General features: G+C 71.2%; 20 protein-coding genes. 5 read left to right on the top strand and 15 right to left on the bottom strand.

Annotated features, from left to right (window positions below):
• Positions 1-41 precede the first annotated feature (41 nt).
• The 9 genes from DGO_RS09340 to rpsB form a co-directional block, all read right to left on the bottom strand.
• Positions 42-1,175, bottom strand: a complete 1,134-nt coding sequence (locus DGO_RS09340) for a M50 family metallopeptidase (RefSeq protein WP_014685256.1) — start codon at positions 1,173-1,175, stop codon at positions 42-44.
• Entirely contained in the window at positions 1,172-2,350 is a 1,179-nt protein-coding gene (gene dxr, locus DGO_RS09335; RefSeq protein ID WP_014685255.1) for a 1-deoxy-D-xylulose-5-phosphate reductoisomerase, read from the bottom strand. Before dxr ends, DGO_RS09340 begins: the two co-directional genes overlap by 4 nt.
• A 72-nt stretch (positions 2,351-2,422) precedes the next feature.
• Positions 2,423-2,935 (bottom strand): hypothetical protein, encoded by a 513-nt coding sequence (locus DGO_RS09330; protein WP_014685254.1) that lies wholly within the window; start codon positions 2,933-2,935, stop codon positions 2,423-2,425.
• Between the two features lie 5 nt (positions 2,936-2,940).
• Complete coding sequence (locus DGO_RS23220; protein WP_145975285.1) at positions 2,941-3,141, bottom strand: hypothetical protein; 201 nt, start codon at positions 3,139-3,141, stop codon at positions 2,941-2,943.
• Positions 3,142-3,200: 59 nt separating this feature from the next.
• Complete coding sequence (locus DGO_RS09325) at positions 3,201-4,031, bottom strand: phosphatidate cytidylyltransferase (RefSeq protein WP_014685253.1); 831 nt, start codon at positions 4,029-4,031, stop codon at positions 3,201-3,203.
• Positions 4,032-4,125: 94 nt separating this feature from the next.
• Entirely contained in the window at positions 4,126-4,677 is a 552-nt protein-coding gene (frr, locus tag DGO_RS09320) for a ribosome recycling factor (RefSeq protein ID WP_014685252.1), read from the bottom strand.
• Between the two features lie 109 nt (positions 4,678-4,786).
• A complete protein-coding gene (gene pyrH, locus DGO_RS09315; RefSeq protein WP_014685251.1) occupies positions 4,787-5,494 on the bottom strand; it encodes a UMP kinase in 708 nt (235 codons plus the stop codon).
• Positions 5,495-5,608: 114 nt separating this feature from the next.
• Complete coding sequence (gene tsf, locus DGO_RS09310) at positions 5,609-6,412, bottom strand: translation elongation factor Ts (protein ID WP_014685250.1); 804 nt, start codon at positions 6,410-6,412, stop codon at positions 5,609-5,611.
• Between the two features lie 110 nt (positions 6,413-6,522).
• Positions 6,523-7,317, bottom strand: coding sequence for a 30S ribosomal protein S2 (gene rpsB, locus DGO_RS09305; protein WP_014685249.1), 795 nt, complete (start codon positions 7,315-7,317; stop codon positions 6,523-6,525).
• A gap of 569 nt (positions 7,318-7,886) precedes the next feature.
• On the opposite strand from rpsB, the gene DGO_RS09300 reads away from it, so the two are divergent.
• The 4 genes from DGO_RS09300 to meaB all read left to right on the top strand — a co-directional run bounded on the left by DGO_RS09300 (position 7,887) and on the right by meaB (position 12,434).
• Positions 7,887-9,686, top strand: coding sequence for a DEAD/DEAH box RNA helicase (locus tag DGO_RS09300; RefSeq protein WP_014685248.1), 1,800 nt, complete (start codon positions 7,887-7,889; stop codon positions 9,684-9,686).
• A gap of 103 nt (positions 9,687-9,789) precedes the next feature.
• The gene (locus DGO_RS09295; RefSeq protein ID WP_014685247.1) at positions 9,790-10,086 is read left to right on the top strand and encodes a DUF2087 domain-containing protein; all 297 of its coding nucleotides are present in this window, start codon (positions 9,790-9,792) and stop codon (positions 10,084-10,086) included.
• Entirely contained in the window at positions 10,079-11,434 is a 1,356-nt protein-coding gene (gene radA / locus DGO_RS09290) for a DNA repair protein RadA (protein WP_014685246.1), read from the top strand. The genes DGO_RS09295 and radA overlap by 8 nt, the downstream gene beginning before the upstream one ends.
• Before the next feature lie 40 nt (positions 11,435-11,474).
• Positions 11,475-12,434: a methylmalonyl Co-A mutase-associated GTPase MeaB gene (gene meaB, locus DGO_RS09285; protein ID WP_043801847.1), complete on the top strand. Its 960-nt coding sequence runs from the start codon at positions 11,475-11,477 to the stop codon at positions 12,432-12,434.
• Positions 12,435-12,660: 226 nt separating this feature from the next.
• On the opposite strand, the gene DGO_RS09280 is transcribed toward meaB, so the two are convergent.
• The 5 genes from DGO_RS09280 to DGO_RS09260 all read right to left on the bottom strand — a co-directional run bounded on the left by DGO_RS09280 (position 12,661) and on the right by DGO_RS09260 (position 18,728).
• Entirely contained in the window at positions 12,661-13,521 is an 861-nt protein-coding gene (locus DGO_RS09280; protein ID WP_043801846.1) for a hypothetical protein, read from the bottom strand.
• Between the two features lie 176 nt (positions 13,522-13,697).
• Positions 13,698-15,188 (bottom strand): nicotinate phosphoribosyltransferase, encoded by a 1,491-nt coding sequence (locus DGO_RS09275; RefSeq protein ID WP_050920758.1) that lies wholly within the window; start codon positions 15,186-15,188, stop codon positions 13,698-13,700.
• Positions 15,185-16,555, bottom strand: a complete 1,371-nt coding sequence (locus DGO_RS09270) for an MFS transporter (protein WP_043801844.1) — start codon at positions 16,553-16,555, stop codon at positions 15,185-15,187. The genes DGO_RS09275 and DGO_RS09270 overlap by 4 nt, the downstream gene beginning before the upstream one ends.
• A gap of 194 nt (positions 16,556-16,749) precedes the next feature.
• The gene (locus DGO_RS09265) at positions 16,750-17,598 is read right to left on the bottom strand and encodes a phosphotransferase (RefSeq protein WP_014685241.1); all 849 of its coding nucleotides are present in this window, start codon (positions 17,596-17,598) and stop codon (positions 16,750-16,752) included.
• Positions 17,595-18,728: a cytochrome P450 gene (locus DGO_RS09260; RefSeq protein WP_014685240.1), complete on the bottom strand. Its 1,134-nt coding sequence runs from the start codon at positions 18,726-18,728 to the stop codon at positions 17,595-17,597. Before DGO_RS09260 ends, DGO_RS09265 begins: the two co-directional genes overlap by 4 nt.
• Positions 18,729-18,951: 223 nt before the next feature.
• Here DGO_RS09260 and DGO_RS09255 point away from each other — a divergent pair, with 223 nt between their 5' ends.
• Positions 18,952-19,980, top strand: coding sequence for a PIN/TRAM domain-containing protein (locus tag DGO_RS09255; RefSeq protein ID WP_014685239.1), 1,029 nt, complete (start codon positions 18,952-18,954; stop codon positions 19,978-19,980).
• 110 nt (positions 19,981-20,090) lie between these two features.
• Here DGO_RS09255 and DGO_RS09250 read toward each other — a convergent pair whose 3' ends face one another.
• A complete protein-coding gene (locus DGO_RS09250) occupies positions 20,091-20,516 on the bottom strand; it encodes an Ohr family peroxiredoxin (RefSeq protein ID WP_014685238.1) in 426 nt (141 codons plus the stop codon).
• Positions 20,517-20,526: the final 10 nt, after the last annotated feature.

Below are 20,526 nucleotides of genomic sequence, written 5' to 3'. Positions count from 1 at the left end.
TCAGGATGGGCGGGGGCAGGGGCGACGCGGGACCGCCCCGATCAGAAGAAGCGGCTCACGTCCCGCACGACCACGAAGAGCATCAGCGTCATGACGAGGCCGAAGCCCAGCAGGTTGACGGCCTGTTCCTGCGAGAAGGTCAGGGGCCGGCCACGCAGCGCCCCGAACAGCACGAGCAGGATGCGCCCGCCGTCCAGCCCCGGAATCGGCAGAAGGTTGAAAAAGGCCAGCGACAGGTTGAGGAGCACGCCGACCTGCACGAGGGCCCAGGGGCTGGTGGCCGCCGCCTGACTCACGATCTGCGCCGTGCCGATGGGGCCGCTGACGCTCTCGTCGGAACTCAGGTTCAGTGTGAACAGCCGCGCGAACAGGCTGCCGAAGGCCCGCAGCACCTGCGGCACGGCCTCCACGGTGGTGGTCAGGGCCGTGCCCAGGGCGACCGGTACGCTGGCGGGCTGCACGTCCGGCCCGTAGCGGATGCCCAGCAATTGCCGCTGGCCGTTCACGGTGGGCTGCCAGTCGAAGGCGACCGTGCGCGTCTGGCCGCCGCGCTCGACGCTCAGGGTGCGTGACCCGGCGCGGCCCAGGCTGTCCCGGAGGCTTTCCCAGCCCGGCGCGGCGGCGCCGCCGACCGTCACCCGGTCGGGAATGTCCTGGCCGTCGATGGCCGTCACCACGTCGCCGGCCTGCAACCCCAGCGCCGCCGCCCGCGAGCCGGCCTGTACGCTCTCGATGCGGGCGCGGTCGGGGGCAGGGATGCCCTGGGCGGTGAAGGTGACGGTCATCAGCCCTATCGCCAGCAGCAGGTTCATCAGCGGGCCGGCGAGCAGCACGGCCACCTTGCCCCAGGCGCTCAAGCGCGCGAAGCCGTGGGTAGGGTGGCGGTAGACCGGCTGGCCCTGCGCGTTCATGCCGTCCTCGACCGGGGCCATGCCGTCGATTTCCACGTATCCGCCGATGGGCAGCAGCGAGAGCCGCCATTCGGTGCCGCGCCAGTCGCGCCGCAGCAGCACCGGCCCCATCCCGATGCTGAAGGACTTGACCGCTACGCCCTGCCAGCGGGCGAGGGCGTAGTGCGCCAGCTCGTGCAGGAAGGTCGCCAGCCCGATGATGAGCACGGTCCACAGCAGCCCCAGGGGTGTCAGGGCCGCCGCGATGCCCTGCAGGACGTTCATGCGCGCACCCCTGCCCCGACCAGCTCGCGTGAGCGCGTCCGCGCCCAGGCGTCGGCCTCGGCCAGACTGCCCCAGGTCAGCGCGCCGGCCGGGGTCTCGTCCAGCACGCGCTCCAGCAGCCGGGGAATGTCCAAGAAGCCGATCTGGCCCGCCAGGAAGGCCTCGACCGCCACCTCGTCGGCGGCGTTCAGGGCGACGGGGGCCAGGCCGCCCGCCTCGCCCGCGCGGTAGGCCAGCGCGAGGCAGGGAAAGCGTACGGGGTCGGGGTCGCGGAACTGCCACTCGCCGCGCAGGGGCCAGCCCAGGTGCCCGGCGACCTCGCCGCCCCGGCGCGCGCCGCGCACGTCGCCGGGCCGCTGCATCCCGCTCGGGGCCGCGTCGATGGCGTAGGCGATGGGCAGCCGCATGTCGGTCGGCCCGAACTGCGCCTTGAGGCTGCCGTCGCGGAAACGCACCGCCGCGTGCACGAGGCTCTGCGGGTGCACGACCACGCCCACCTGCGACAGCGGCAGGCCGTAGAGGCTGGCGCACTCCATGACCTCCAGCCCCTTGTTCATCAGCGTGGCGCTGTCAATGGTCACCTTCGGCCCCATGCTCCACGAGGGGTGCTTGAGGGCCTGCGCGGGCGTCACGCCGCTCAGGTCGGCCGGGCCGTCGCGGAAGGGGCCGCCCGAGGCGGTCAGGATCACCTCGGCCACGTCGGCCATGTCCTCGCCGGTCAGGCACTGGTACACGCCGGTATGCTCCGAGTCCACCGGCACCACGCGCCCGCCGCCGACCGCCGCCGCCTCCCACATCAGGTGCGCGGCCGTGACCATCGCCTCCTTCGTCGCCAGGGCGACCGCGCGCCCCGCCTCCAGCGCCCGGCGGGTGGGCGACAGGCCGATCAGGCCGCTCATGGCGTTGACGACCACGTCGGCGGGCTGCGCGGCGGCCTCATCGGCGTCCGCGATCAGGCGCGCGCCGCGCAGCCCGGCTCCCAGCACCTCGCGGGCCTGGGCGTATACGGCGGCGTCCACGCTGACCACTTCCGGCCGGAACTCGCGGACCTGCTCGGCCAGACGCTCCAGATTGCGCCCCGCCGCCAGGGTGCCCACCACCCAGCCGCGTTCGCGCGCCACATCCAGCGCCTGTGTGCCGATGCTTCCCGTGCTGCCCAGAACCGTCAACTTCATCGGCCTACATGGTAAGCGGAAGGGGGGAGGAGAAAATGGAAACCCTGGGGCTTTCGGGCCGCCGGGGGCCGGTCAGGGCAGGATGGTCAGGCGGTGGGGCGGCAGCTGGAAGCTGAGTGTGGAAGTCTCCCGGCCGTGCAGAACCAGGCTTTTTACGAACACGTGGAGGGTATAGGTCCCGGGTTGCAGGGGCAGCGCGGGCTGGAAGCGGTCGAGCCTGAAGTTCAGTTCCAATGTCCGGTCGCAATCCGCGAGGGCCGGACAGGTGGTGAGACGCAAGACCAGGCCCACCTGCCGAGGTGTGGTCCAGTAGATGGCCTTCCCGGTGCTGTCCTCGATGACGGCGTCCAGAACGCTGCTCCCGTAACGGCCCTCCAGGGTCTGGAGGGTGAGGTTGGTCAGGTGCACCTCGGCGGAGTAGGCCTCGCCTCCCCGCGCCGTCTCTGCCGCCACGAGCCTCGCGCGGACCGGGCTGCCCGGCGCGAGGGGCGGCGGGAGGGGCGGTGCGCCGAGCACGCTGATCTGGTCAGGGCTCAGGAAGATGCCCTGCGCCTTCAGCGCGTCGGCGACCTCCTGCGGCGTCACGTCGCCTACCCCCCGAGCTTTGTTGGGGGCGCGTCGGGATCCGAAGACGCATACTCTGCGCTCGACAGCCAGAAGGGCAGGGTGGGCGTCCGGGGGACCTTGCGGGAGGCGTGTGGCGGCGCAGCAACCAGTGGCGTGACCGGTGCCAGCGGCGCGGCCGGGCCACAGGCGTACAGGAGGCACAGCGCCGAGAGCAGGCCTTTCATGGAAGCAGCCTAGGGCAGGGGGCGGGCGGCTGTGGCCGCACTTCGCCGCGCCCCGCGCCTCAGTTCACCAGGATGCTGATCTTCAGGAAGAGGTAGGTCGCCGGCACCGCGAACAGCAGGCTGTCGATGCGGTCGAGGAACCCGCCGTGCCCCGGCAGGCTGCTGCCGCTGTCCTTGACCCGCAGCGCCCGCTTGATGAGGCTCTCGGAGAGGTCGCCGAGCTGCGAGGCGCTGACCACCAGCACCGAGTACAGGAAGGCCTCCAGCGGCGACCAGATGTGCGCCAGCGAGGTCATCACGAGCACGATGACGAAGCTGAACACCAGCCCGCCCACCGCGCCCTCGACCGTCTTGCCGGGACTGACTTCGGGAGCCAGTTTGCGCCGCCCGAAGTAGTGGCCGGCGAAAAAGCCCCCGATGTCGGCGGCGAAAGTCGCCAGGAGCGGCAGCGCGAAGTACAGCAGCCCGCGTTCGGCGTCCGGGGCGTAGCGCAGCATCAGGAAGTAGCCCAGCAGCCAGGGAATGTAGAGCAGACCGAACAGGCTGTAGACCACCCGTTCGAGGGGCCGCTCGCCGGGCCGGATCACCTCCAGCACCAGCAGCGCCCCGACCGCGATGGTCAGGACCGCCTCGCGCCACGACCCGCCTGCCCAGGGGGCCTGCGGCCACATCGGCAGGCTCGCCACGATGATGGCGGCCCCGAAGAGCATGAGCGAAACGCGCCGCACGTCGATGTCGTTCTTGTCGAGCATCCGCACGTATTCGTACAGGCACATCACCGACACGACGATCAGGGCGGGGAGCATGGCCCACCAGCCGATCCATACGATCAGGCTCAGCACCGAGAAGCCGACCACCGAGGTCAGGACGCGGCTGCTCAGCGATTCCAAGGCGGCCTCCGGGCGGGCACGGAAAGTGGGGAGTGGGGCGCAGCCCGCAGGCCACCCGCCACTTCCCACCTGTCCTGTCCTGCGCGCAGCGCATTCACCCTAAGATTTCCTGCTCCTTCTTCTGGAAGGTGCTGTCCACCCGCGCGACGTACTCGTCGGTGATCTTCTGCACGTCGGCCTCGCCGCGCTTGATCTCGTCGTCGCCGATGCCCTCGACCTTCTTCACTTCGTCGAGGGTCTGCTTGCGGATGTTGCGGATGGCCACCCGGGCGTCCTCGGAGTAGTTCTTGGCGTTCTTCACGAGGTCCTTGCGGCGCTCCTCGGTCAGCATGGGCAGCGAGATGAAGATGGTGTCCCCCTTGTTGTTGGGGTTCAGGCCCAGGTCGCTGTCGCGGATGGCGCGCTCGATGGGGGCCAGGGCGCCCCGGTCCCAGGGCGTGATGACGAGCGTGCGCGCGTCGGGCGTCGTGATGCTCGCCACCTGATCGATGGGCATGGTCGAGCCGTAGTAGTCCACGAGCACCTTTTTCAGGATGCCGGGGTTGGCGCGGCCCGTACGCAGCACCGAGAGGTTGTTTTCCAGCGCCTCGATGGCCTTGCCCATGCGCTCACGGGCGTCGGCCTGAATGCTTTTCATGTCTGCCATGTGGGGAGTCTCCTTGCGGGGAATATCCGGAGTTTAGCGTGTCGCCCGGAAGGGGCAGCTTGGGGAGAAGATCATCTCGGCCGGGCCGGGCCCGGTGGTGTCGCGGTGCTCAGCTCTGGATGAGCGTGCCGACCCGCTCGCCCCGGAAGAGGCGTTCGAGGTTGCCTTCCTGGAACAGGTCGAACACCACGATGGGCAGGCCACGGTCCATGCACAGCGTCAGGGCGGTGGCGTCCATGACTTCCAGGCGGCGCTCGACGACCTCCAGGTGGGTGAGGTCGCGCAGCAGCACGGCGTCCGGGTTCTTGCGCGGGTCGCTGTCGTACACGCCGTCCACCTTGTTCTTGGCCATCAGGACCACGTCGGCCCCGAGTTCCAGGGCGCGCAGGGTGCTGGTGGTGTCGGTGGTGAAGAAGGGCGCGCCGTTGCCACCGCCCAGGATGACCACGCGGCCCTTTTCGAGGTGGCGCATGGCGCGGCGGCGCACGTACGGCTCGGCGACGGCGTGCATCTGGATGGCGGTCATGACGCGGGTGGGGCGACCGGCCGATTCCATGGCGTCCTGCAGCGCCATGGCGTTCATGACGGTGCCCAGCATGCCGATGTAGTCGGCGGTCGCCGGGTCCATGCCCTGGCCGTTGCGTGCGCCGCGCCAGAGGTTGCCGCCCCCGATGACCACGGCGAGTTCCACGTCCGTGCCCTCAAGTGCGGTGACGATTCGGCGGGCCAGGGCGCTGCCCTCCTCGGGACTGATGCCGAAGCCGGAGGCTCCCGCCAGAAATTCACCGGACAGCTTGAGCAGAACGCGTTTGAACATGGATGACCTCGCTTGTACAAGAAAACGGAAAAACCCCGGCAGCCGCAGGGGCCGCTGGGGTCTCGGAACTCCTCGCGGCCCGAAAAAAGGGGCGGACGCGCCGCCCCGAGTTTCTTACGAGCCGATTTCGAAACGGACGAAGCGCTTGATGCTCGCGTCGCCCAGGTACTGCGCCACCGTCAGGCTGTTGTCCTTGACGAAGCTCTGCTCGGGCAGCACCTTGTCCTGGTAGAACTTGCCGATCTGGCCGTTGACGATCTTCTCGACGATCTGCTGGGGCTTGCCCTCGTTGAGCGCCTTGTTGGTGAGGATCTCGCGTTCCTTCTCGATGTCCTCGTTGTTGACTTCGTCGCGGCTGAGGTACTGGGGGCGCTCGGCGGCCACGTGCAGGGCCACGTCCTTGGCGTGCGCCTCGGTGCCGCCCGCCACGTCCACCAGCACGCCGATCTTGCCGTTGCTGTGCACGTAGCCGGCGAGCTGTTCGCCCTCGCCCGCCTCGATGAAGGCCACGCGGTTCAGGACCAGGTTCTCCCCGATCTTGCCGGCGGCAGCGGCCACGGTGTTGCCCACGGTGTCGCCGTCCAGCGAGAAGTTCTTGAACTCCTCGATGTCGTTGGTGCCGGCCTGCAGGGCGGCCTGGGCCAGCTTCTCGACCAGGGCCTGGAAGTCGCTGTTGCGGGCCACGAAGTCGGTCTCGCTGTTCACTTCGACCATGGCGGCCTTGTGGCCGTCCACGACGAAGCGCACGATGCCTTCACGGGCTTCGCGGTCGCTCTTCTTGGCGGCCTTGACGATGCCGCGCTCGCGCAGCAGGGCGATGGCCTTGTCTTCGTCGTTGCCCGCGTCGGACAGGGCCTTTTTCACGTCCATCATGCCCGCGCCGGTCAGTTCGCGCAGCTTCTTGATTGATTCCATCATGGTGGATACCTCCAGAAAAGAAGTGGGTGGGAGAGGAGACGCTCAGCAAGAAGGGCGCGGCCCGCTTCCCCGCGAGAGGGGGGAGACCCGCGCCCTCCAGGTGGCGGGTCTTAGCTGCGGCCCTGCGTGCTGGTCAGCACGGCTTCTTCGCCGGCTTCGCCCTGCTCGGCGCCTTCGATGTCGGCATTGCTGCCCTCGACGCGCTCGCCGCTCACGTCTTCGCCGCCGCCGCGCGCCTCGACCAGCAGGTCACCGATGCGGTGGGTGATGAGCTGGATGCTGCGGATGGCGTCGTCGTTGCCGGGCACGATGTAGTCGATGACATCGGGGTCCGAGTCGGTGTCGGCCAGGGCGATGACGGGAATCCCGAGCTTGTTGGCTTCCTGCACGGCGATGACTTCCTTGGTGGGGTCCACCACGAAGATCGCGTCGGGCAGGCGAGTCATCTTGCGGATGCCGCCCACGAAGCGCAGCAGGCGCTCGCGCTCGGCGCCCAGCTCCACGCGCTCCGCCTTGGGGCGGTCGTTGATGCGGCCCGACTCGAACATGTCGTCGAGTTCGTTCAGGCGGTCGATGCGGGTGCGCATCGTGCGGAAGTTGGTGAGCATGCCGCCCAGCCAGCGGCTGGTCACGAAGGGCATGCCGGTGCGCCGGGCTTCGAGTTCCACGATTTCCTGCGCCTGCTTCTTGGTGCCGACGAACAGGATGACGCCGCCGCGCTCGGCGAGGTCCTTGATGTAATCGAAGCTGCGGTCGACCTGCTTGAGGGTCTTCTGCAGGTCGATGATGAAGATGCCGTTGCGCTCGGCGAAGATGAAGCGCTTGAACTTGGGGTTCCAACGCTTGGTCTCGTGGCCGAAGTGGACGCCGGCTTCGAGCAGCTGCTTCATGCTGATGTACGACATGGATACTCCTGGGCGTTGCAGTGGGAAAAGTTTGCCGTCCTCATGCCAGCCCGGCGTCAGGTTTCGACGCTGTCGGGGGCCAGGCCGCGCGCGACGCCCGGACACGCTGCGGCAGGGATCATGGGGGCACCCAAACAGAGATGCTATCAGGTGAGAGGCCGTCTGGAAACCCTCACCCAGAAGCGGTGGCTGGCGGGAGGGCGCGGCCGCCCACCCTGCCTGAAGAGAAGGTGAGGGCGACGGTGCCTGCCGGGATGCGGTAACCTACAGGTCACACAACCTTTGGTCCGCGCGCCTGGTCGCCCACGCCCTGGCACGCCACTGCCCCGGCAGCGCCGTCAGCTGCCACGGGCTTGTATTTTATGTTGCTGGCAGATATACTGTCTCTTCGTGCGCCGGGAGGAGATACCGCCCGGCTGGAGAGAACCCCTCCTCATCAGGGGCGGTTGCCGAGAACATGGATACCTAGGGTTGCCTGAGTGGTTCGACGAGGTTGGTCGCGAAGGGCGTTTGTGGGTCTTGTTCTGGTCGCTGGACCACCTGGGGGATCTTTCCCGAAAGGACCACAAATGAACTTTGATCAACTGATCGTGCCCGAACTCGCGGCGCGCCTCGCTGAACGCGGCATCACCGAAGCCAGCCCCATCCAGGCCGAGAGCCTGCCCCACACCCTGCAGGGCCGCGACCTGATCGGCCGCGCGCGCACCGGCACCGGCAAGACGCTGGCCTTCGCGCTGCCCATCATCCAGAACCTGGAACCCAGCCGGGAGCGGTCGCGCCTGCCGCGCGCCATCGTCGTGGCCCCCACCCGCGAACTCGCCAAGCAGGTCGCCGACGAGTTCAGCAAGTCGGGCGCCAACCTGACCACCGTCACCGTGTACGGCGGCGCGAGCTACGCCCCCCAGGAAAACGCGCTGCGCCGCGGCGTGGACGTGGTCGTGGGCACCCCCGGACGCCTGATCGACCACCTGGAGCGCGGCAACCTCGACCTGAGCGCCGTGCAGTATGCCGTGCTCGACGAAGCCGACGAGATGCTCAGCGTGGGCTTCGCCGACGCCATCGAGACCATCCTCGAGAAGACGCCCGAAGGCCGCCAGACCATGCTGTTCAGTGCGACCCTCAACGGCGACATCAACCGCCTGTCGCGCAAGTACCTGCGTGACCCCCTGACCGTGGACATGGTCGGCGAAGGCAAGAGCCAGGCCGCCCAGACCGTCGAGCACCTCAAGGTGCGCGTGGGCCGCAGCCGCACCCGCGTGCTGGCCGACCTGCTCACCGTCTACAACCCCGAGAAGGCCATCGTCTTCACGCGCACCAAGCGCGAAGCCGACGAGCTGGCGAACGAACTGATCCACCGCGGCATCGAGAGCGAGGCGCTGCACGGCGACCTGGCGCAGACGCAGCGCGAGCGGGCGCTGGGCGCCTTCCGCAGCGGCCGCGTGGGCGTGCTCGTCGCCACCGACGTGGCGGCGCGCGGCCTGGACATCCCCGAGGTGGACCTCGTGGTGCAGTACCACCTGCCCCAGGACCCCGAGAGCTACGTGCACCGTTCGGGCCGCACCGGCCGCGCCGGGCGCACCGGCACCGCGATCATCATGTACGGTGACCGCGACGGCCGCGAGATGTCGGGCCTGGAACGCATCACGGGCGTGCGCTTTACCGAGCGTCCCCTGCCCACCCCCAAGGAAGTCGCCTCGGCGAGCGCCCGTTCGAGCGCCGATCTGGTCCGCCGCGTGGACAGCGGCGCGGCCCAGGGTTTCCAGGAAGAAGCCGAGCGTCTCTTCAGCGAACTGGGCCTCGAGGCCCTGACCCGCGCCCTGGCCAAGATCAGCGGCGTGACCGAGCCCGCCAAGGCCGCCAGCCTCCTGAGCGGTGAAGAGGGCCTGACCACCCTGATCCTGCACGGCGAGCGCCTGAGCGTGCCGCGCACCGTGGCCGTCCTGGCGCGCGGCAGCGACGTGGATACCCGCCGCCTGGGCAAGGTGCGCCAGTGGCGCGGCGGCACGGTGGCCGACGTGCCCAGCGAATACGTCGAGAAGCTGCTCGCCGCCAACCCCCTCGAAGGCGACATCCAGGTGGAAGTCGCGCAGGAACTGCCCGAACTGTTCGAGGCGCCCACCCGTGAACGCCGCGAGGGCAGCTACAGCGGCGGCAACCGCGGCTACCGCGACGAGGGCGGCTACCGTGGCGGCGGCAACCGTGGCCAGGGCGGCTACGGCAACCGTGGCGGCAATGACCGTGGCGGCAGCTACGCCGGGCGCGGCGGCAACGACCGTGGCGGTCAGGGCCGCTGGAGCCGCGACGGCGGCGGCCAGGGCCGTCCCCGCGAGGATTTCGCCGACCGCGAGTTCGTGCCCAGCGGCCGCTGAGCCCGCACGCAGACCCCTGAACCCCTGCCCCCACCGGGCGGGGGTTTTCGCGTTGTCCGCGCGGCGCACGGTTTGTTCAGCCCTGACCCGGTAACATAGCCGAATGACGAAAAGCATCACCGATTTTCAGGACGAACACGGCCGCATCACCGGCTGGCCCAGCGACCGCCGCGTGGCGCACCAGCAGGCCATCCTCCACCACCTGCGCGGCCTGTTCGAGTCGGGCGTGGCGTACGGGCGCGCCGAGGTCGAGCGCCTCCTGGCCGACCACACCACCCTCGAAGACCCGACCATCCTGATTCCCGAACTCGTCGAGGGCGATTATCTCGCCACCGACGGCCAGACCTACTGGCGTGCCGACAGCCGCCCCGGCAGCCCCAGTGCGGAGCCGCGTGGCTAAAAGCGTCACGCGCTACGTCTGCACGTCCTGCGGCTACACGTCGGCCAAGCCGCTGGGGCGCTGCCCGAACTGCCAGGCCTGGAACTCCTTCGAGGAGGAGGTGCCGACCGTCGCCGCCGGGAAGGGGCGCGGCGGTCTGGGGGGGTACGGGGGCGTGTCGGGCGGCAAGCTCACGGCGCTCTCGACGGTCGGGCGGCGCGAGGAACCCCGCACCCCGTCGGGCATTCCCGAACTCGACCGCGTGCTGGGCGGCGGGCTGGTGGCGGGCGGCGTGACCCTGATCGGCGGCGAGCCGGGCATCGGCAAGAGCACGCTGCTGCTCCAGGTCGCCGACCGGGTGGCGCAGTCGGGCAGCGTGCTGTACGTGGCGGGCGAGGAGTCGCTCGAACAGATCCGGCTGCGCGCCGACCGCCTGGGGGTCACGGCGGACATCCAGCTCACGCGCGACACGCGGGCCGAACACATCGCCGCCCTGATGAATGAGCACAAGCCCGCGCTGTGCATCGTGGACTCGATCCAGACCGTGACGGTCGAGGGCGAGGGGGCGCCCGGCGGCGTGGCGCAGGTGCGCGACGGCACGGCCATGCTGACCCGCGCCGCCAAGGAGACCGGCACGCCGACGGTCTTGGTCGGCCACGTCACCAAGGACGGCACCGTCGCCGGCCCGAAGGTGATGGAGCACATCGTGGACACGACGGTCTTTCTGGAGACGGTGGGCTCGTTCCGGCTGCTGCGGTCGGTGAAAAACCGCTTCGGGCAGGCCGGCGAACTCGGCGTGTTCGAGATGCGCGGCGAGGGCCTTATCGCTGTCGAGAACCCCTCGGCCGCCTTCCTGGCCGAGCGCCCGGTGGGCGTGCCCGGCAGCGTGGTCGCCGCGACCATCGACGGCCAGCGGCCCATGCTGCTGGAGGTGCAGGCCCTGGCCTCCAAGACGCCCTACCCCAATGCCCGGCGCGTGGTGGTGGGTCTGGACCCCCGGCGCGTGGACGTGGTGCTGGCCGTGCTGGAGCGCCGCCTGGACCTGACGCTGGGCGGCCTGGACATCTACGTGAACCTCGCGGGCGGCCTGAAGGTGGCCGACCCGGGGCTGGACCTCGCGGTGGCGCTCGCCGTGTACTCGGCGGTCGTGGGCCGCGCCCTGCCCGAGACGGTCGTGGCTTTCGGGGAGGTCGGGCTGGCGGGCGAGGTCCGGCAGGCCCAGTCGGCCCTGCGCCGCGCCGAGGAGGCCCGCCGCGCCGGTTACGGCCGCCTGATCGTGCCGCCGGGCCTGGACGGGCAGCCGGGCATCCGCAGTGTGGAGGAGGCGGTCGGCGTGGTCTGGCAGGGGTCGGGACAGGCCCGGGCGTAACGGCCTCTCCGTCTCCCGAACCTGCACTAGCATGCCTCCCATGACTGCCCCCGCCCATCCGCTCGCCGTCGCCCTGCTGGCCGGCGAGCGGCGGGCGCTGGCGCGGGCGATTACCCTCAGCGAGAGCGCCCGCCCCGAACACGAGGTGCAGGCGCAGGCCCTGCTGGCCGAGGTGCTGCCCCGGGCCGGGCGCTCGCTGCGCCTGGGCCTGACCGGGGTTCCGGGGGTGGGCAAGAGCACCTTCATCGAGGCGCTGGGCCTGCGCCTGGCCGATGCCGGGCACCGGGTCGCCGTGCTGGCGGTGGACCCCAGCAGTGCGCGCACGGGCGGCTCGATCATGGGCGACAAGACGCGGATGCCGGGGCTGGCGGTGCATGAGGGCGCTTTCATCCGCCCCAGCCCCAGTGGGGGCACGCTGGGCGGCGTGGCGCGGCGCACCCGCGAGGCGATCACGCTGTGCGAGGCGGCGGGCTACGACGTGATCCTCGTCGAGACGGTGGGCGTGGGCCAGTCGGAGACGCAGGTGGCCGCCATGACCGACCTGTTCGTGCTGCTGGCCCTGCCGAACGCGGGCGACGAGTTGCAGGGGGTCAAGCGCGGCATCATGGAACTGGCCGACCTGTGCGTGGTGAACAAGGCCGATCTCGACCCCCGCGCGGCCGTCCGTGCCCAGACGCAGCTGCGCGCCGCCCTGACGCTGCTCACGCCGCACGACGCCCCCTGGCGGCCCCGTGCGTTGCGGGCCTCGGCGGTGACGGGCGAGGGGCTGGACGAGGTGTGGGCCGCCGCCCAGGACTACGCCCGCGAGGTGGACCTGCCCCGCCGGCGGCAGGCCCAGGCCGCCGTGTGGTTCGACGAACTGCTGCGCGAGGCGGCATGGAAACAGTTCGTCGCGGGCACCTCGCCCCACCGCCTGACCGAGCTGCGCACCAGTGTTCAGGCCGGGACGCTGACGGCGGTGCAGGCGGTCGCGGCACTGCTGGCCGGGCAGCCGTCCTGAGACGGACGGAGCGATACCAGGGCGCGGTCCACTCGGGCTTCGCGGTAGACGGACACCGACCGACGTAGCTTTCTCAGCTCATCGCTGTTGTGGATTCACTGACCCAGCTTGCCGCTCGCTGCGTTCCCGGAGGCTTGTCTGCTCCCGGTCCCTCGTCTTTTAAGGACGATCACCCCGTCGGTCAGGGCATCGGAGTCGGGTCGGGGTTCGCCCGCGAGCGCAGTTTCTAGCTCTGGACCATCCGGCGCACGATGACCGCGTGGTCCTCTAAGAAGTGGCGGGGGCGGGCCAGTGCCCAGGCCAGCGGTACGGCCTCGCCGCCGCCTTCCGAGGGCAGGACGTGGGCCACGGCCGGCAGCACCAGCGACCGCGAGGGATGCCCGAAGACCCGCGCGCCGGGGGGCGGCGTCTCGCCGGGGCCCAGCCGGTGGCCCGGCAGCTCCCACAGCCCGCGCCCGATGGGGCCGGTGCGGCGGCGCAGCCAGACGTGTCCCCCGGCGACGTGACAGTGCCGCACCTCCTGAAGGGGCAGCGGGGCCCCGGCCAGCCGCGCCCGCTCGGCCTGCACGGCGGCGTCTTCGGCCCGCAGGCGACGGAAGGTGCGGGTGTGCGCGAAGGTCTCCAGAGCGGCCCGCACGGCGTCCGGCAGGTCCGGCACCGGTTCGCCGGTGAAGTAGGCGCGGCGCAGGTCGGTGGCGTTCAGGCCCGGCGTGACCGGCGACGCCTCGGCCGCCCACTCGGGAAACCAGCGCAGGTAGCTGCTGGTGGCGTCCTTCTCGAAGCCGACGAGTACGGCGTCGCGCGTGCCCACAGCGGCCCGGACCCCCGCTGCCCAGAGATCGGTGTCGAACTCGTCGGGCAGCGGCGCGAATCGCACACGTCGCAAATCGGCTCCCGCGCCAGCCAGCGCCGCGCGGATCATCCGCACGCGCTCGGGGGCGCTCCAGGGGTTCTTGACGCTGCGGGCCAGATTGGCGCTGCCCGGCAGGACCAGCAGGTGGGCGTGGCGCTCCAGCGCTGCGAGCATGGTGTTCAGGTGTGCGCGGTGCGGCGGCTGAAAGCGCCCGATGTAGACGGCGAGGGTCATGGACGGCGGGCGGAGAGCGGGGTGTGGAAAGTGGGGGGACGTGTGGCGTGTGGTCTGTAGCGTGTGGAGAAAAGCTGGGGTGAGCGCCCGGGCTGCCCGCGTCTGCCGGGAAGACGGATCGCCCTTGCGCCGCCAGCGCCCAGTCTGCCCCCGCCCCTATACGTCACAAGCCGCCCTCACAGTCCATGCTGCTCGCGCAGCGCGGCGATCAAGGCGTCGCGGCGTTCCTGCAACGGGCGGCTGAGGCTCACGCGGTAGACGTGCGGGTTCAGCAGCCGCAGCGTGCCCTCGGGCAGCCGGTCGAGGTCGGCCCGGGCGCGGGCCTGCAGGTCGGGCAGCGGCTCGGGCGCGGTGAGGCGGCGTCCCGCTTCCATCACGCGCACGCGGGCGTCGCTCCAGGTCAGCCCCGCCGGCACGCGGCTGCTGCGCAGGGGGTTGCCGGGATCGCTGACACGTTCGCCGGGCTGCGGGACGGCCTCGCTATCGCTGGCGACCACATCCAGCGCGAGGTGGCCCGCCGCGTCCACGCCGCGCCACACGCGCTTGAGACCGGGGACACTGGTCTTGCCGGGGTCGCCGGTCAGCTTCATCTTGTCGGCGCCGTCCAGGGCCACCAGCTTGTAGACGCCCCCCAGCGCCCCGCCGCCGTCGCCGCCCCCGGTGGCGAGCTGCGTGCCCACCCCGTACACGTCGATGCGCCCGCCCTCGCGGATCACCGACTCGATGACCGATTCGGAGAGGTCGTTGCTGGCGGTGATCTTCACCTCCGGAAAGCCCGCCTCGTCCAGCCGTGAGCGCACCCGCGCCGACAGGTAGGCGAGGTCGCCCGAGTCCAGGCGCACGCCGCGCAGTTCGTGGCCCGCTTCCCTCAGTTCGCGCGCCACCGTGACGGCGTTGGGCAGCCCGCTGTCGAGCGTGTCGAAGGTGTCGAGGAGCAGCGTGGTGTTCTCCGGGTACATGCGGGCGTAGGCACGGAATGCGTCGAGCTCGGTCGGGAAGCTCTCGACCCAGGCGTGGGCATGGGTTCCCACCGCCTTCAGGCCGTAGCGCCGCGCCGCCTCGACGTTGCTCGTGCCGGTCGCTCCGCCGACCACCGCCGCGCGCGCGGCCCCCAGCGCGCCGTCCGGCCCCTGCGCCCGGCGCGCACCGAACTCGACCACGGCTCCGCCGTAGGGACTGCGCTGCGCGGCGGTCAGGCAGCGCGCGGCCTTGGTGGCGACCAGGGTCTGGAAGTTCAGGACGTTCAGCAGCGCCGTCTCGACGAGTTGCGCCTCCCACAGCGGCCCCTGTACCGTCAGCAGCGGCTCGTTCGGAAAGACGACGCGGCCCTCCGGGAAGGCCGTCACGGCGCACGAAAAGCGCCAGTCCCGCAACGCCTCCAGGAACTCGGACCGGAACTGGCCCAGGCCCGCCAGATAGTCCAGGTCGGCGGCGGTGAAGCGCAGGCCCTCCAGGTAGTCCAGCGCGACTTCCAGCCCGGCCCACACCGCGTAGCCGCCCCGGTACGGATTGCGGCGGTAGTACAGGTCGAAAGTGGCCGGCTGTGCGTGCAGCCCCGCCAGAAAGTACCCCTGCATCATGGTGAGCTGGTACAGGTCGGTGAACAGCGCGGAGGCGAGGGGGGTCGCCGGGGGCAGGTCGGCGGTCAGGGGATCGGGGCGGTTCATGCGCCCACCCTATCCGCAAGCGTGCCGGGCAGCTCGTCCGGCAGCGCCTGCCCCCGCGTCTCGACGCCGATGGCCCAGGCGCAGGCGGCCGCCACCAGAAAGCACGCGGCGAAGACGGCCAGGGCCACGCCCAGTTGGCCGGTCAGGAGCAGCGCGCCCACGCTGGGCGAGAGCACGCTCGCCAGGCGCGCCACGCCGCTGACGAAGCCCACGCCGGTCGTGCGTACGGCGGTCGGGAACAGCTCGGGCGTATAGGCGTACAGCGCCCCCCAGGCCCCCAGCAGCGCGAACGAGAGCAGCGCCGAGGTCCCCAGCACGCCCGTCGCCCCCGACGCGAGCAGGAAGAGGGCCACCCCCGCCGCGCTCAGCAGCAGGAAACCCGCGAGCGTGACCCGTCGCCCCGCCCGCTCGACCAGATATGCCGAGAGGGCGTAGCCCGGAAGCTGCGCCAGCGCGAGCAGCAGCGTGGTGCGGTAGGTGGCGCCGAGGTCCAGCCCCTGCGCCCGCAGGTAGCTGGGCAGCCACGTGAAGATGCCGTAGTAGCCCAGGCTCAGGCCGAACCAAGTCACCGCCAGCAGGGCGGTCCGGCGGCCCAGCGCCCCCCGCAGCAGGTCGGCCGGCCGGGTGCGGGCCGCCGCCTCGGGGACGGCCAGCGGCCAGTCGGGCAGCTCGCGGCCGTTGGCACGCGCCACCTGATCCAGGGCCGCGCGGGCCTGTCCGGCGTCGCCGCGCAGCAGCAGCGACCGGGGCGAGTCGGGCAGGCCCAGGCGCGCGAGCAGCCCCACCAGCCCCGGCACGGCGGCCAGCCCCAGCAGCCAGTGCCAGCCCTCCTCGGGCGGCAGCGCGGCGCTCAGGCCCCAGGCCAGGGCCGCGACGGCCACTGTACCCACCGCCCAGAAGCTCTCCAGATACACCAGAAAGCGCCCACGCCGCGCGGTCGGCACGAACTCGGCCATCATCGCGTAGTCCACCGGCAGCGTGCCCCCGATGGCGAAGCCGGTCAGGACGCGCGCCACGACGAGCACCCCGAGGTTGGGCGCGAAGGCCCCCAGCAGCCCGAAGACCACGCCCAGCGAGACGGTCGTCAGGAACACCCGGCGGCGGCCGATGCGGTCGGCCAGCGCGCCCCAGAACCACGCGCCGACCAGCATGCCCGCGAAGGTCGCCGTGAGTAGCAGCGTGGCGTCAGCCGAGCCGCGTTCCAGCCCGAAGGCCGCGCTGATGCCGGGCAGCGCGAAGCCCATGAGCAGGACCTCCATCGCGTCGGCCGCCCAGGTCAGGCCGCAGATCGCCAGCAGCCGCCACTGGAACGGCCCCAGGCCCGCGCGGTTCACCGCGTCGTCAATCGTGAGGGTCGGTGCAGTCATCGCGGCCCAGTGTAGGCGAGGAGGTGCCGAAATTCACAAGTCTGTGAGAGGTGGCCAGCGGGCCGTCCTGACGCGTCTCAGTCCCCCGTGCCCAGCCCGCTGGCGGCCCAGTCGCGCACGAAGGGCACATAGGGCGGCGGCCGGACGAACTGCCGGGGACCGGGGTTGCCCTCCAGGTAGATGCTCTCGTAGGTTCAGACGTTGCGCTCCTGCAAGGTGGCGTACAGGGCCGCGCCGTCGGCCAGTTCCGGGGTGCTCAGGGGCAGCCGCGCCCGGTAGCCGTCCAGAAAGGCCTGCCCCAGCACGGGATGTAGGCGCAGACTGAGGTGCAGGCAGCGCACGATCTCCCAGGCGCGTGGGGCGAGGCGGGGGTGCTCCCAGTCGATCAGGGCGTGCGGCGTGCCGCACAGAAAAAAGACGTTGCCTTCGTGAAAGTCGCCGTGCAGGAACCGCGCGGGGAAGGTCGGGGCATGGTCGGCCGGGGGCGAGGCCCGCAGGTGGGCGAGCCGCTGGCGCGTGCGCTCCAGCGCCCAGGCGTCCACCTCGCCGGGTTCAGGCCATGCCAGGATCGCCGCCTCGATCCGCTCCAGGCGCGTCAGGATTTCCCCGACCGGGCGCTGGTGCAGGCCCGGCACCTCGAAGGGCACCTGCCGGGGCAGCCGGGCGTGGACCTCGGCCAGCAAGTGGCCCAGCCCCCCCGCATGGTCGGCCGTCAGGGCGGCGCGGGGCACGGGGGCGCCGTCCAGCGCCGGAAAGAGCGCGGCCCAGCCCGCCTCCAGCCGGGCCAGCACGCCGCCCGCGCGGGCAGGCCGGGGCGCGGGGGTGGGCACGCCCGCCGCCACGGCGACCGCGACGGCGGCCAGTTCGCGCTCGGCCCGCGCCCGGTCCGGCGAGCGGTAGACGCGCAGGTGAAAGTGCCCGGTGCCCGCCTCCACCCGCCACGCCCCGTTGATGCTGCCCCCGCCCAGCGCCGTTAGGGCCGTGACCCCGCCCAGGTCCCAGAACCGGTCCAGGTCGGCGCAGGTCGGCCCGGCGGCGTTCACCCCGCCACCACGTCCAGCCGCTCCAGCCCCCGGATCACGAAACCGCCCGTGTAGCGCGCGGGCGCCTCCGGGTCGGCCAGGCGCAGGCCCGGCAGCGCGCGGCACAGGGCGCGCAGGCTCAGGGCCAGCTCCAGGCGGGCCAGCGGCGCTCCCAGGCAGTAGTGGATGCCCAGCCCGAAGGTCAGGTGCGGATTGGGGTCGCGGTCCAGCCACAGTTCGTCGGGATGCGCGAACTTCTGCTCGTCGCGGTTGCCGCTGGCGTACAGCAGCGAGAGGCGCTCACCGGGGCGCAGCTCGGCGCCGTGCAGCGTCATCGGCTCCAGCACGATGCGCTCGAACAGGGGCAGCGGCGTGTCGTAGCGCAGCAGTTCCTCTACGGCCGTGCGGAACACCGGCAGGCTGTCCGGGTGGGAGGCGGCGGCCACCAGCGCTTCCCAGTGTTCGCGGCGGCGCAGCAGCGCCAGCACGCCGGCCGCCAGTCCGTTCACGCTCGCCTCGTGCCCGGCGTTGAGGAGCAGGATGCAGGCGTCCACGAGTTCCTGTTCGCTCAGGCGGTCGCCGCCCTCCTCGGCCTGCACGAGCGCCGTGATGAGGTCGTCGCGCGGCGCGGCGCGGCGTTCCCCGGCCAGCCGCCGGATCAGGGCGCTGAAGTCCAGCACGGCCTGTTCGGCCTCGGCCTGGGCCTGCGCGCTGGCCGAAGGCTCGTACAGCCGCACGATAGCCGCCGACCAGGGCCGCAGCCCGGCGCGGTCTTCCTCGGGCACGCCCAGCAGTTCGGCAATCACGGTCACGGGCAGCGGCTCGGCGTAGCGCGACACGAGGTCGAACGGCCCCCCGTCTCCCAGCCCGCGAAGCTGCGCTTCCAGAATCTCCTCGATGCGGGGCATGAGGCGCTCGACCCGGCGCGGCGTGAAGGCCAGACTGACCAGCGAGCGCAGCCGCGTGTGCTTGGGCGGCTCGGAGTCGAGGAGGTGGTTGGCGTTGAAGGCGTCGAAGTGGGCCTGCCGGGGGTCGGGCAGCGGCCAGCCGAGTTCGTCGCGCGAGTAGCGGTGCAGGGCGCTGCGGCCCAGCCGCTTGTCGCGCAGCGCCGCCGAGATGTCGGCGTGCCGGGTCAGGACCACGCGGTTCATCTCGGGGTCGCGGAAGACCGGCAGCTCGGCGCGCAGCCGCGCGAGCAGGGGGTAGGGATCCTGGACGAAAGCCGGGTCCGTGACCGGCAGCGCGAACTCGGGCAGGCCGGACAGGGCGGCGGGCGTGCGGTCGGCGGAGGAGGGCACCGGTGCAGTATCGCGCGTTTCGTGCGGGACGGCTTTCCTGGCCGTCTCTGGCGGCGGGCCGCTACACTGGGGAGTGATGCTGTGGTTCCGACTCGCCATGATGCTGCTGGGCCTGATCGCCGGTTACGGCGGTGGCGTGGCCCTGGCGGTGACCGGGTCGCCCGAGACCGCCACCCTCAACACGGTCAGCCTGATGCTGGCCGGCATGTTCACGGGCCTGCTGCTGGCCCCCCGCGCCGAGAAGTTCGTGCTGGCGCGCAGCGTGCGGGTCCGGGCCTGGTACGACCGCCTCTCGCCCCAGACCGTCGCCGCCGCGACCTTCGGATTGATCGTGGCCCTGCTGCTGAGCGTGCTGCTGGGTAACCTGCTGCGTGCCCTGCCCTTCGCCTCCTGGGGCCTGAGCCTGATCGTGACGGTGGTGCTGGCGGCCTTTTTCATCACCTTCGCGGTGCGCAACGCCGACGCCTTCGGGGCGCTCGCCACGTCCCAGGTGCGGCGCAAACCCGGCGGCAAGCTGCTCGACAGCAGCGTCATCATCGATGGCCGGATGCTGGAACTGAGCCGCGTGGGCTTTCTGGAGGGCGAACTCGTGGTGCCCGCCTTCGTACTGCGCGAGTTGCAGACCCTGGCCGACAGCACCGATCCCCAGAAGCGCACGCGCGGCAAGCGGGGTCTGAAGGTCCTCGAAGACCTGCGGGCGCAGCGTCCCCTGCACGTCGAAGACTGGGACGACCCGAACCTCGTGGGTGTGGACGACAAACTCATCCGGCTGGCGCGCGAAACGGGCGCGCGCATCCTGACCAACGACAGCAACCTCCTGCGCATCGCCAAACTGCACGGCGCGGAGGCCCTGAGCATCCACGAGGCGGCGGTGGCCCTCAAGCCGCAGGTGCAGGCGGGCGACAGCCTGACCATCACCATCACCAAGAGCGGTCAGCAGTCGGGGCAGGGCGTGGGATACATGGAAGACGGCACGATGGTCGTCGTCGAGGACGGCCTCAAGCTGCGCAACAAGCCCGTGCGGGTGGTCGTGGTGAACAACATGCAGACCAACGTGGGCCGCATGATCTTCGCGCGACTGGACAAGGAACAGATTCCGGCCTGAATGGGACAGGGGCCGAGATGGCCTCCCGGCCCCTGCTGTCTGCCGTATAGGGTTTCACGTTCATTTGAACGGCAGCAATGCCCCTCCCGCGCAGCCTGTCCCGATCCGGATCAGTCGTGCAGGCGGTAGTCCACGTCCACGTTGCCCTTCAGGGCGCGGGTGTAGGCGCAAATATCCTTCGCGCCGTCCACCAGATGTTGCGCCTGCTCACGGCTCAGGCCCGGCAGCTTGATGTCCAGGGCAGCGTGCAGGGTGTGCGCCTCGCCGTCGAGGCTCAGGCCGGCGGTCGCGCTGACCTCCATATCTCCGAATTCGGGGTAGTTTTCGGCGCGGGCCACCGCACCCATCGCGCTGGCGAAACAGGCCGCGAGCGCCGCCGCGAACAGGCCCTCGGGCGTGCTGCCCTCGCCGCCGTCGCCGCCCATCGCCTCAGGTACGGCGAGGCGCACGTTCAGCCCGCCCTCGCCCTCGACATGGCCGGCGCGCCCCCCGTGGGCGGAGGAGGTCGTCTCGAACAGCGTCTCGTTCTGGGTCATGGGGCCCAGC

Origin of the sequence: Deinococcus gobiensis I-0 (assembly GCF_000252445.1) — a bacterium.
Classification (GTDB): Bacteria; Deinococcota; Deinococci; order Deinococcales; family Deinococcaceae; genus Deinococcus; species Deinococcus gobiensis.
This window is presented reverse-complemented; position numbering and strand designations above follow the sequence as displayed.